This window comes from Chloracidobacterium sp. (assembly GCA_015075585.1).
Taxonomy (GTDB): Bacteria; Acidobacteriota; Blastocatellia; order Pyrinomonadales; family Pyrinomonadaceae; genus OLB17.
In genome coordinates this window covers 25,377-38,421 of sequence record JABTUB010000002.1, presented here as the reverse complement: position 1 = coordinate 38,421, position 13,045 = coordinate 25,377, and the positions used below count along the sequence as shown (strand labels likewise).

General features: G+C 55.4%; 8 protein-coding genes. 3 read left to right on the top strand and 5 right to left on the bottom strand.

What is annotated here, in order from left to right; genetic code table 11:
• Window positions 1-14: 14 nt before the first annotated feature.
• Window positions 15-500, bottom strand: coding sequence for a hypothetical protein (locus tag HS105_09245; protein MBE7516775.1), 486 nt, complete (start codon window positions 498-500; stop codon window positions 15-17).
• A gap of 150 nt (window positions 501-650) precedes the next feature.
• Between HS105_09245 and HS105_09240 the strand changes: the two genes are divergently transcribed.
• The 3 genes from HS105_09240 to HS105_09230 all read left to right on the top strand — a co-directional run bounded on the left by HS105_09240 (window position 651) and on the right by HS105_09230 (window position 5,160).
• A complete protein-coding gene (locus tag HS105_09240; protein MBE7516774.1) occupies window positions 651-2,309 on the top strand; it encodes a methylmalonyl-CoA mutase family protein in 1,659 nt (552 codons plus the stop codon).
• An 11-nt stretch (window positions 2,310-2,320) separates the two neighbouring features.
• The gene (locus HS105_09235; GenBank protein ID MBE7516773.1) at window positions 2,321-2,755 is read left to right on the top strand and encodes a YraN family protein; all 435 of its coding nucleotides are present in this window, start codon (window positions 2,321-2,323) and stop codon (window positions 2,753-2,755) included.
• Window positions 2,756-2,817: 62 nt separating this feature from the next.
• Window positions 2,818-5,160: a S9 family peptidase gene (locus tag HS105_09230; GenBank protein MBE7516772.1), complete on the top strand. Its 2,343-nt coding sequence runs from the start codon at window positions 2,818-2,820 to the stop codon at window positions 5,158-5,160.
• A 56-nt stretch (window positions 5,161-5,216) separates the two neighbouring features.
• On the opposite strand, the gene HS105_09225 is transcribed toward HS105_09230, so the two are convergent.
• From HS105_09225 to HS105_09210, 4 genes are all read right to left on the bottom strand, one after another.
• Entirely contained in the window at window positions 5,217-6,128 is a 912-nt protein-coding gene (locus HS105_09225) for a ChaN family lipoprotein (GenBank protein ID MBE7516771.1), read from the bottom strand.
• A gap of 274 nt (window positions 6,129-6,402) precedes the next feature.
• Window positions 6,403-9,168, bottom strand: coding sequence for a carboxypeptidase regulatory-like domain-containing protein (locus HS105_09220; GenBank protein ID MBE7516770.1), 2,766 nt, complete (start codon window positions 9,166-9,168; stop codon window positions 6,403-6,405).
• Window positions 9,169-9,458: 290 nt separating this feature from the next.
• The gene (locus HS105_09215; protein MBE7516769.1) at window positions 9,459-10,388 is read right to left on the bottom strand and encodes a lamin tail domain-containing protein; all 930 of its coding nucleotides are present in this window, start codon (window positions 10,386-10,388) and stop codon (window positions 9,459-9,461) included.
• Between the two features lie 269 nt (window positions 10,389-10,657).
• Window positions 10,658-12,784 carry a carboxypeptidase regulatory-like domain-containing protein gene (locus HS105_09210; protein MBE7516768.1) on the bottom strand — a complete coding sequence of 709 codons (2,127 nt, stop codon included), beginning with the start codon at window positions 12,782-12,784 and terminating at the stop codon, window positions 10,658-10,660.
• Between the last annotated feature and the right edge of the window lie 261 nt (window positions 12,785-13,045).

Genomic DNA, 13,045 nt, shown 5'->3' with positions numbered 1-13,045 from the left:
TAAGGTCACACGTTCTATTTCGTTGATAATTCCAGTACAAAATAGTCGGAATTTTCAATATGCGTGATCGTTCCCGTGCTGAACGGCGGCTGAAAGAACATATTTGCGGGATACGAGTTTCCTGAGACCGTATCGTCGCCTGAGATCTCGCTTTGTGCGATAACCTCGGTAGGGAACCACGTTTCCATCGGAATCCTTACCGGGGTCGGAGCATTGATCCGCTCTGCCTCTGCAACGATCTTGGCAGCATCTGCCGGCGAAAATCGCATTACCGCTGTTATGCGAGCGTGGTCGGGGCTTTCCTGCCAGGCAATATCCTCTGTCTCAAATGGCAGGTTTATCAAAAGCGCGAGCTCTTCTGAGTTGGTCTTTGCGGAGTTTTCTTTCTGATCACGACCGATGTTCGCTGTCGGTACGTTGGCGTTCGAAGGCTTCGTGCTGCACGAAACTAAGACGAAAACAGACGTAACGGTCAAGATCGCGAAAAAAGCTCTTAGCATCGGGCAATTGTATCCGTATTCCGGCTTTGTTGCAAAAATCGGATCACACACCGCACAGACTGCACATTCAGCGTCTTGCATGGCATCGCCGTCCGACTTAAACTGTTCAGTTAGTTCACTTGAAACAATTTGCAAATGAAGATCACAGATATGAACGGAATTCCCGCCAGATCGACCGCTGAGACCGAGCGTTGGGAAAAAGAAACGCTCGCTCCCGTACTCGAGAAAGCCCCCGAGCGTCGGGCATCGTTTGAGGGCGTCAGTTTAGTGCCGGTGGATCGACTCTATACTGCCGCTGACAGCGCGACGGCGGATGTCGGTTTTCCCGGCGAATATCCGTATAAACGCGGTATTCATCCTACGGGCTATCGCGGCAAGTTGTGGACAATGCGGCAGTTTGCGGGCTTCTCGTCGCCTGAGGAAACGAACCGCCGCTTCAAATATCTGATGGAGCAGGGGCAGACAGGGCTTTCGGTGGCCTACGATCTTCCCGCGCTGATGGGCCTTGATGCCGATTCGCCGCTCAGCGAAGGCGAGGTAGGCAAATGCGGCGTTGCGGTTTCGTCGCTTGCTGATTTTGAAGTGCTCTTTGACGGCATTCCGCTCGAAGAAGTCACCGTCTCGCAAACGATCAATGCACCCGCTCCGATCTTTCTGGCGATGTATCTCGTTGTCGCCGAAAGGCAGAAAGCCGACCTCAAAAAGATCTCAGGCACGCTTCAGAATGACATTTTGAAAGAATACATCGCGCAAAAGGAGTGGATATACCCGATCAAGCCTGCGATGAAGCTGGTGATCGATACCTTTGAGTACACGACCAAATTTGTGCCGAAGTACAATCCCATCTCGGTCAGCGGGTATCACATCCGCGAAGCCGGCGCGACAGCGTTGCAAGAGCTTGCGTTCACACTACGCGACGGTGTCGAATACGTTCACTACGGCGTGGAACGCGGCATGGACATAGATGAATTCGTACCGCGGCTTTCATTCTTCTTTAATGCACACAATGACTTCTTCGAAGAGATCGCAAAGTACCGTGCGGCTCGTGTTGTATGGGCGCGCACGATGAAAGAGCGTTTTGGTGCAAAGAATCCGCGTACGATGCAGATGCGCTTTCATACACAGACGGCGGGCGTCTCGCTTACGGTACAGCAGCCGATGATCAATATTGCGCGGGTTGCGATACAGGCATTGGCAGGCGTGCTCGGCGGGACGCAGTCGCTGCATACAGATTCCTATGATGAGGCGCACGCTTTGCCTACGGATGAAGCGGCCTTGATCGCACTCCGGACGCAGCAGATCATTGCTGAAGAGACAGGTGTCGCAAATACGGTCGATCCGCTTGGCGGCAGTTATTATGTCGAGGCCCTTACCGAGAAGATGATCGACGGATGCTTCGAGTATTTTGACAAGATCGACGGATTTGGCGGGATGGTCGAAGCGATCGAGGCCGGCTTTCCGCAGCGTGAGATCCAGGAATCGGCTTATCTGTATCAAAAAGCGGTCGAGCGTGGCGATCAAACGATCGTCGGCGTTAACAAATACGTGATGGAGGACGAGGCAGAGCCTGAGATACTTCAGATCGACGAGAATGTACGCGATCATCAACTGCGTCGTCTCGACAATGTAAGGTCAACGCGTGACAACGGCGCGGTCGGCATTGCGATCGATAAACTAAAAAAAGCGGCTGTATCTGGTGAGAATACGATGCCTGCGATCATTGAAGCCGTCGCCGCGTATGCGACCGTCGAAGAGATAAGCGTTGCTCTGCGTGATGTTTACGGGATTTACGAGGAGCCGGCATTTTAGATGTGATAAAGATCGACGATCGTTCAACAAAACTCCTCGGAAGGCGAGGCGAAGATCTCGCCGCGGCATTTCTGCATGAGAACGGCTATCGCATCATTATCCGCAATTTTAAGGTTCCGGTCGGCCGTAATCGGAAAGGCGTATCGGTCTCGGGCGAGATCGACATCATTGCTCTCGACGGCGAAACGCTTTGTTTCATTGAGGTCAAGACGCGGCGATCCGAAAGTTTCGTGCCGATCACAAAGAATATTGATCTTCGCAAGCAGCGGCAGATAATACGGACGTCAAAGGTCTATCGAAGGCTTTTCGACCTGTTCGAGACGCCTGTGCGATACGACGCGGTAACGGTCCTGCTGAATGAGATCGATAAGCCGCGTGTCGAGCTTTTACGAGCCTTTTTCACGGGATCCGCCTTTCGTGAAAGGCGCCGGAAGAACTTTGAATGATCTTCATTGGAACAATTTGCTTTGCAGTTACGTAACCTATCCCGAACGGCCTCTAACAAATTATGAAACTACAAATACTTACAGCAGCATTGCTTTTATTATCCCTGATCGCGATCAACGGATTCGCTCAACAGCCGGGGTTGATCGACAGGGAAGTGATCTTTGGCAATCCGGAATACTCGGGTGCTCAGATCTCGCCCGACGGCAAGTTCATCTCGTTCATCAAGCCTCTCAACGGCACGATGAACGTGTGGGTAAAGGGCATCAATGAACCGTTTACATCTGCGCGGCCAATGACGAACGATCAAAAGCGGCCGGTACGCGGCTACTTCTGGTCGCGGGACAGCAGATACATATTGTTCGTACAGGATAATGGCGGTGATGAGAATTTCAATGTCTTTGCGGTCGATCCGTCAGCCAAGGCGGCCGATGGTTCGCCCGTTCCTGCGGCACGCAACCTTACTGAGGGTAAAGGCGTCAGTGCGGTGATCCAAGCCGTGCCGAAGTCGGATCCGGACACGATCTTTGTCGGGATAAATGATAGAGATAAGGCGTGGCACGACCTTTACAAGGTCAAGATATCAACAGGCGAACGTACGTTGGTAAGTCAGAACAACGATCGGCGGCAAGAGGTAAAATTCGACAATGCTGACAAACTCCGACTTGCGGTTCGTTCACCGCAGAACGGCGATACTGAGATACTGCGGCTGAACGCCGACGGCAGTTCGACCGTGATCTACAAATGCGATGTCTTTGAGACGTGTTCGCCGCTTAATTTTCACAAGGATAACAAGCGCGTTTACATTCAGACGAACAAAGGTGATCTTGACCTGATCGAGCTTCAACTGCTCGATGTCGAGACCGGAAAGACGGAAAAGGTCGAGAGCGATCCGCTTGGCAAGGTTGACCTCGATAACGTCAGCTTCTCGGACGTAACGCACGACATCATTTTTACAAGCTACAATGATGACAGGGTGCGGACGTACTGGAAGGACAAGGCGTATCAGAAGGACTACGAGAAGATCAAAAAACAGCTTGGCGACCGCGAGATCAGCTTCAACTCAAGTACGGCTGACGAAACGAAGTTCATCGCAGCCACATACAGCGACACCGATCCGGGGACGGTTTGGCTTTACGACCGCAAGACGGGAAATCTCTCGACACTTTATCAAATACGCGAAAAACTTGACCGCAAGGCACTTGCGCCGATGACATCGGTTCGTTATAGATCGTCGGACGGGCTGGAGATCCCCGCGTATCTGACGCTGCCGAAAGGCGTGACGGCAAAGAACCTGCCGCTCGTCGTCTTTCCGCACGGCGGGCCTTGGGCACGCGATTCGTGGGGCTACAACGGCTTTGCACAGTTCTTGGCAAATCGCGGTTACGCCGTCCTGGAGCCGAATTTTCGCGGATCGACGGGTTACGGCAAGAAGTTCTTGAATGCGGGCAACAATGAGTGGGGCCAAAAGATGCAGGATGACCTCACATTTGGCGTCAAGTACCTTGTGGATCAGGGCATCGTCGATCCGAAGCGTGTTGCCATAATGGGCGGCAGTTACGGCGGCTATGCGACGCTGGCGGGTGTCGCTTTTACGCCGGATGTTTACGCTGCGGCAGTTTCTATCGTCGGGCCTTCGAATCTCGAGACTCTGCTCGAATCGATACCGCCGTATTGGGAAGCGGCACGTGTAACCTTCTATAAGCGAATGGGCGACCCGAACACGCCCGAGGGCCTTGCACAAATGCGTCGCCAGTCGCCGCTGTTCTCGGCGGATAGGATCAGGACGCCGCTGATGGTTGTGCAGGGTGCGAACGATCCGCGTGTGAACAAGCGCGAATCAGATCAGATAGTCATCGCGCTTCGCGACCGCAGCTTCCCGGTCGAGTACATCGTTGCGCCCGACGAAGGGCACGGCTTTGCGCGGCCGGTGAACAATATGGCGATGCTTGCGGCCTCCGAGAAGTTCCTTGCCAAGTACTTGGGCGGGCGGTTCCAGGAGTCGATGTCGCCGGAGGTCGCAAAGCGTCTTGCTGAGATCACGGTCGATCCGAAGACGGTACGTCTCGCAAAGCCTGTCGATATGACGGCCGCTCCGTCGGTCGATGTTACAGGGAAGTGGAACATGGTTGCGGATGCGATGGGGCAGGCTGTGCCGATGACGGCGGAGTTCAAGCAGGCGGGAGCCGCGCTTTCAGGCACGGCAGCCTCGCCGTTCGGCGGCGGCACGATCGTCAACGGCAAGGTCAGCGGTTCGAATTTCACCGCGGTCTTTCAGGCTCAGATCGAGGGCAACGCCGTTGACTTCAAGATAACGGCGAAGGTGGAAGGCGACAAGATCACGGGCACGCTTTCGAGTCCGGGCTTTGGCGAGTTCCCGTTCTCTGCCGAGAGGGCGAAGGAGTAATGCGGTTCGGCCCGAATGCACTTTAAGCTGCACGCGGGCCGACAGGTAACAGCCAGCTATCTTTTGCTGCGGGGCACCTTGGTATCGGTAAGGATCACAAAATCGCCGGTGCCGGTGTCCTTTTCTTTATCGAACCTCGCAACGTCATCGGTATAGCGCATCGTTACGACGATGACGCGGGTTTTTCCCCGTTCGGCAAGGAGCTGCTCGACGGTGCCGAGGCGGCTCTCGGTATGGAACGCGCCGTTCAGATGAACGACAAGCGCGTTCTTATTCTTTTTCAAAAAACGGGCGATAGAATCGGCCATTGCGGCGTCCCAAAGTGCCTGTGAAGCGAGGATATTGTCGATGCCTTGCTGTGCCTCCGGGCTTGGGCCCATCAACGCCTTGAACTTTGCGGCGTAAGCGGCCGACGGCTGTCCGTAAGGGAGCTTTGGCAGCCATGCCTTTGCCTGCGGCGAAAGAGCGTTCAGCGTATCGCGGCCGCCGCGTGAGACCATATTGACATAGCGGCGCGGAGCGTTGGCGGCGATCACGGGCAAGTGCTTCTGCTTTGCGAGTTCGACGAGCGGCCGATAGTCGGTCTTATAGTTGCCCCACGGACGCGAGTTGAGCAGAAAGTGGCTCTCGCTGATAAGCCCGCTGAGGTACTCATCGACGACGATCTGAACATCGCGCTCGAACATTTCCATTGAAAGGGCGACGCGACGCTCAGCGGCGTAGCGCTCGACGATCCGCTTGAAGATCTCGTATTGTATGGCGTGCGCGACCGCGTCATCGTGCTGCTCGCCGAGAAAGATGACGTCGGCATTGCCCGCCGCGTCAATGATCTTGTCGAGGCCGGCGGCGTTGCCTTTTGCGTCGAACACGCGATATTGCTCACTGCTGAGCGTGATCTGTGCATTTGCGGGCGATGCCGCAAGTACGATCGCCGAAAGAGTGAAGAGTACGAAAGATATACGAAGCATAACGTGCAAAGGATATCACAAAAAAAGCCAAACAGGCCGCATCAACCGGCGGCACAGCCCGGTTGAGCTTTGATCCGCAGGCTTTTCGTGCTTTGCGTCTGCTTCTTTTCGGTGTGACCGAGAATAAATGGCATTTTCGGCTCTGCGAATAGTCACGGTCTTTAGCCCGTGGTGAGGCTGCGGTGAATAGCGCGGCAATTCACAAAAAAAAGGCGTGGGCAACGAGTGCCCACGCCTTGAGAGAATGCCGCTCGGGGCGGCTCAGGAAGCAGAGCTACGGCAGGGCCGTGAAGTCGATATCGGTCAGCGAATCGTTGACCGTTATGACACGGCTTGGTTCGGCGAAGGTGTAATTCTTCGACTGGATGGTGATCACATAGGTGTTGCCCGCCTCAAGCCCGTCGATCCGGTAATAACCGAATGAGCCTGTGCGTGCGATCAGCCGCTGAGGCGTGTTGCCGCCCGTGATCGAGATCAGCACGTTGCGTATGCCGTTGCCGTTCGCCGTTGTTACGCGGCCCGAGACTGACACGGCTGAGGCTGTCGGCGTCAGCATCTCCTTGGCACCGATATCGGGCGTTCCGCCGGTAAAGCCGACGAGCGAGCGGGTATTGCCGTCGATGTCGTCAAGCACCGAGACAGGCGTTGCTTTATCCTGCACGGGGCTGAAGAACTGCGGCCGCAGATCCGTTGCCGATGTGAACAGCGGGTCGCCCGTGATCGAGTTCGCATCAAGCCCCGTTGCCGTCTGCCATGCCCCGAGAGTTGCGTGATTGACGCTGTTTATACGGCCGAAGTTGAAGCCCGCACCGCTGCCCCAGTAATCGTTGTAGTCAAGGAACGAATACATACCGCTGCTTGTATTCTGATCGATGACGCCAAAGGGATTGCCGACGGTTTGCGTGTTCGAAAAGATGTTGTTCCTTACATCCACGCCGGCGGCGGTTACAAGGTCGTTGATATTAAGGGCCGCAGTGTTGCCGATGCCGCCCATTTGGTCGGTGTCCATCGAGATCGAGTTGTAGTAGATCTTGATGCCGCCGCCGGATTCGACCATTATGCCGTAGCCGTTGTCGCTCTGGCTGTAGCCGGATGCATAGCCGTACGAAGCAACATCCGAAATGAAGTTGTTCGCAACGACGATGTTGGCATTGGTGGAGCCGGTATTGATCATTATCCCGTTGCTGCCCCAGCCAATTGTGCTGTTCTGACGGATATCGCGGATGATATTCTTTGTAACCGTCGCACCGTCATGCACCGTGCCGCCTACAAGGATACCGCTCATCGTAGCACTCGTACTCGTCGATGAATTGACGCCGCTAACGAGGTTCTCGGTGATTACGGTGTCCTTTGCACCCTGTACGAGAGCTCCGCGGTATGACAGCTTCTCAGCCGTAACGGATGAGCCGAAGTTATTCTCAGCGATGGTCCAGTTCTGATCGGGCGTCGTCGCATCGCCCGATGTGAAGACGCCGTTCTGCACGCTCTTGACGCTGCAGTTGCGGATCGTGTTGTTCGAGTTCTCTCTGCCGGATTCAGCGGCGGCGCCAAAGGTTGCACCGCTGCCCGCGATGATGCCTTGGCCGCCGAAACTGCCGGGGCCGACGAGGTTTGCGTTGCGGATGGTGTTGTTCGTCGCACCGCTTGTACCGTTGGTAGCGATCCAGATGATCGCACCGGTTCCGGTATTTGTGATCGTAAGCTCACGCAGTGCGGGCGTTCCGCCGATAAGGCCCTGAGCATTATCGCCGCCCTTCACATTGCTGTCGAAGAGCGTCGCCGCCGTTGAGCCGTCGATACGCACGTTATCGGCACCGCTGAGTTTTATCAACGATGTTCCACTTGCACCCGTGATCGAGTGCGCCGCGCCGCTCGGCTTGATAAGCACCGAATAGCCGCCCGCAAACTCATTGAGCGCATGCGTTCCTGTCTCGCCCGTTAGGTCAGAGGTGATATTGATTACGATGTTGCCTGCTAGGCCGGACAGGTTGATCGCCGAGAATATGCCGCCGTTATTTGTAAGCGACGGATAATCGCCCGGAACGTCGTAGCTTCCGCTAAGCGGCGGAGGCACGTCCGTGATCGTAACCGTTGCGGGGTTATTTGCGCCTATAGAGGTACCGCCGCCGGGATTCGAGAGCGTGAAATCAAAGGTCTCTCCCGGGTCTGCAGCGAGATCCGAGCAAAGCGTGACATTAATGGTCTTTGAGGCACCATCTTGATCGGCCCAGTTGAGTGTGCCGCTTGCGGCTACATAGTCGCCGCCGCTGCCGCAAGTGCCTGCGGTCGCGGTTACGTCGCTTGTTGCATAGTCAACCGAGATCGCTCCGTCGATACCGCCCGTACGTGTAACGATGATCGGAACGGTGGTTCCTTCATTTCCGGAATAGGCGGTTGAGCTCATCTGTACCGTGCCGGGACCCGAGGCAGGGGTGTAAATAAGCTGTATATTCGGCCGGCTGCTGTTGCGGCTTCCGTTACCGGACGGCGGGGTATTATCCGCCAGCCATGTTTGATGTGCATTGGTCGCTGTCGAGTACCGCACCTGCTTAGCCGTACTGCCCTCGCCGCCGCCGCCGCCGTAGTTTGCCTCAACAAGGACTTCAAGGTTGTCGGAGGTGTAGGAAAACGCCGTATCCAATGTAAAACAGTTCCAAGCGTTCGCCGTAAGGCTTGCCCCGGCTACCGTCTGCGAGAAGACCTGCGTCGCACCCGCGATCTCACTGGCGAACGTCGTGGCCGCCGCGAAGTTCGCGGCCGTTGTCGTCTTAAAACGAATGACGACGGGTGTATCAGCCGGCGTTGAGAGCGAGTTGATATACCAGCAAACGCCTGTGATACTCGCACCGCTGGTCATTCCGTGTTCCGTCGCGGTATAGATCGCAGCACTGCGCTCGTAGCCCCAATATGCCCCAAGAGGGTACCGTTGACTGCCTCCATTGGTGTTGGCTGACGGGATAGTAACGGTTGCCGCTAATGCCGCTCCTGCCATCACCGCCAATGCGGCCATTACGCCAAAAAAATATCTAAGTTTTCTCATTCCTACTCGTTCCTCCGTTTAATAACATTTGCACTTATAAGCCGGGAGAATGCTGATCACTTCAACAGAAGCGGCAAACATTCAGGTAAATTCGCGGCCGATCCTCAAAAAAGGTGAAGCGTTTCATACGCACCTCTGCCGCATAGGGTCATTCCTTATTGGCAGTAGTATTCCTTACAATGCTCGATAATGTCAAGAGTAAATTGCGGTCTGAGGCGACAAAAAAAGGCGTGGGCAACGAGTGCCCACGCCTTGAGAGAATGCCGCTCGGGGAGGCTCAGGAAGCAGAGCTACGGCAGGGCCGTGAAGTCGATATCGGTCAGCGAATCGTTGACCGTTATGACACGGCTTGGTTCGGCGAAGGTGTAATTCTTCGACTGGATGGTGATCACATAGGTGTTGCCCGCCTCAAGCCCGTCGATCCGGTAATAACCGAATGAGCCTGTGCGTGCGATCAGCCGCTGAGGCGTGTTGCCGCCCGTGATCGAGATCAGCACGTTGCGTATGCCGTTGCCGTTGGCCGTGACGACGCGCCCTGATACGCTTGCCTCGGCAGCGGTCGGGTACTGCGCGGCCATCGGACTCGGCGTACCGGCAGTGAAGTCAACCGAGTTATCGTCCGTATCCGTGCCGCTCGCATTTCGTGAGATGGAGTTCGTCGTACTTGGGGCGGGCGCCCTCGCCGTTTCATAGCAACTCGCCGTCGCTCCATAGCCGACAAGATCAATGATCTGGCTTCCGGTCGGGCAGGTGCCGGTCATCGCGGTCGTGTTATTTACCAGTGCAACTTTGCCTGCGGTGGCCCCCATGGCAATAGTTCCGGTCAGATTCGGCGTGGGGAGGTCATTGATCCCATTGGTTCCGAATGCTTCAGCAATAAGGTATGTATCGCCGGCGAGCAGGATCGTGGGTGTAGGAATATCGGTTTTTAGCCAACTGGCGGAACCGGATGGCCCTGTGGCACTAGTGTACTGCACCGACCATCCGCTGATATCGACCGGAAGGCCGCTTATATTCTTTAGCTCGATATAGTCGTTCTTATAGGTCGAGCAGTTGGGACTGCCGCAGCCCGCCCCGCCGTATATTTCGTTAATGACTATCGTTGTTGAGACTGACGGCCGCGATGCCCTGCCATGCTGCGCAAAAACCGCTGATGCCGACATCAAACAGATAACGAGGGCCGCGAATGCCGCCGCTGCAATATTTTTTGAATTTTTCATACGTAATTAACGGGCCGGCTGCCAAGCGCCATTCCAAGTTTCAAATTTCGAATAATAATTACATAGAATGCGGCCGGAAACAAGGGCATTCTTGTGTGATAACATACGCGGCCATCAATGAGGCCTTCGAAAAGCCGCACCCGACCATACCTTTCACAGTGTGATCGGGTGCGCCTAAAGCCTGAAGCTTTGGTTCAATGGATCATAGCGATCCGGCCGCGGCGGTTTGCGGAAAGGACGTCAGAACGGCCTTTCCGCCGCCCGCTTGTTCAATGCAGGGCCGTGAAGTCGATATCGGTCAGCGAATCGTTGACCGTTATGACACGGCTTGGTTCGGCGAAGGTGTAATTCTTCGACTGGATGGTGATCACATAGGTGTTGCCCGCCTCAAGCCCGTCGATCCGGTAATAACCGAATGAACCTGTCCGTGCGATCAGCCGCTGAGGCGTGTTGCCGCCCGTGATCGAGATCAGCACGTTGCGTATGCCGTTGCCGTTGGCCGTGACGACGCGCCCTGATACGCTTGCCGGCGCCGCTGTAACAATAAAGCGTTCCGCAGCTCCTTTCTCACATCCGGCGCCGTATGGCCGCGTGATCGAGTTCTGCGATGTGGTGATCGTCGTGCCGCAGTCGTTCGTTCCCGACGGTATGGTGTTGAGCACGGGGCTTGCTAAGTCCGGCAAACGCGTCAATGTCGGGCCGAAATTGTTCTGCAGCGGGCCAAGCAGCGGATCCGTTCCCGTTACGTCGTTCGCGAGGGCATTGAAGCTCGTCATCTGCGGTTTTGTTCCGCCCTTGCTGCCGCCGACAAGGAACGTGCCGCCCGAAGTATCCTGAACGTGGTTGTAATCCTGCGAGGTTATGACGCCCAGGATGTCAGGCGAGGACGGCGACGAATTGTAAGCGACAACGCTGTTCTTTAGGTTGACAGTACCGGTAGTGTCTTGAGCCACTCCGCCTCCTGCCGAGGAGGCACTGTTCGACGTAACCGTCGCGAAATTCAAATTAACGGTCGAATTTGGGCCATTCGAGTAAACGCCGCCGCCAATTCCCGCTTGGTTGCCGTCGATCGTCGAGTTCGTGATATTTACAACAGCGAGGCCCGCAATGCCTGAAACATGGAATTGTTGGATCCCGCCGCCGGGTGCAAGTGCGCCGGTCGCCTTGTTGCCGCTGATCAGCGAACCGGTAATGTTCGTTGTCGCATTCGCTGTACTCGTTGCAAGATTTACCACACCGCCGCCCTCATCAGCGGCTGTGTTGCCGCTTATGGTCGAATTTGTGATCGTCGTTACGGCGGCAATTGTGCCGCTGAGGGTTCGTATGCCCGCGTGATATGCATTACCGGGATTTGCGCTGTTCGAAACACTGTTATTAGTAACATTCGACCCGATGATACTTACGCTCGCCTGCTCATTATAGACGCCGCCGATGAGTGCCGCTCCGCCGCCGCCCGTAACGGTTGCGGAGTTGTTCGCGATGGTCGATCCTGTGATCGTCGCTGTCCCGCCCGTGATATGCACGCCGCCCGAAAATGCGTGGAACCCGGACGATGTCGCGAGGTTGTTAGAAATAATGGAGTTTGAAATATTGACCGTACCGCCCGCCGAGGCTACACCTCCGCCCATTGCAATTACGGAAGACGAGGTGTTTGACACGGTGTTGCCGGTAATGAGCGAATCCGTGATATTGACCGTGCTGTTGCTTGAGTAGTTGAAGATGCCCGCGCCGATCGAATTTGCGGCATTAGCGGAACCAGCCGTGTTATTCGACACCGTACAGTTATTCAGCGTCAGCGACGTGCCGGCCCCTACACTCAATATCGCGATGCCGCCGCCGCTGATCGTATCATCGTTCTCGGTTACCACGACATTTGTAAGCGTTACCTTCGGAATTCCGACATCAAGTCTAATGCCGCCGCCGGATACGCCGCTCGCATAGCGGCCCCAACGGACCGTTAGACCATTCAGCCCAACATTGATCGTTTGGCCGGATGCAGGACGAATGTGGAATACACGTTCGGCCGCAACGCCGCGCGATGCTGCCCCCTGGACGATCGTATTACCCGAGCCGGCACCATTTATCGTGATATCGGTCGTAATGTCAAAGTCGCCTGAAACGTTCGAATTCTCATTCCCTCCGGTCAGCGTGATCGTATAGGTGCCCGCGGGCAGCGTAATTATGTCAGCACCGGCAAAGGCGTTCGCCTCGGTGATCGCCGCGCGGAGCGTGCAAACTCCGTTTCCCGCGGCGGTCTCGCATACTCCGTCCCCGGGCGCTGCATCGTTTACGTCAGCGGTCGAATTAACGACAAATGTAGCTGCCGAAACACTTGACACGGCGCCGAAAGCAATTGCCAAAAACAAAACACTGCTCACACTAAAGAATCTCTTCATCATCTGCGAAATGCTCCCTTTATTAAAATAATAGGCGGTCTGTTATTCTGACCGGCTCTTTGTCGTGATCTTACTTCCTCTAATAGAGTAGCAGAAACCTTTTGCCGGTCAATGCAGATGCGCACACAATACAGACTGTTTAAGAAGCCTCGTATGAACGATCGGATTCAGCATTGCAACCGCATACTATATTGTCTTAAACTCATTGACGTTCCGACGATGTTATTAGTGGGATAGCGGGCGGCCGAGAAGCTGTGTTGC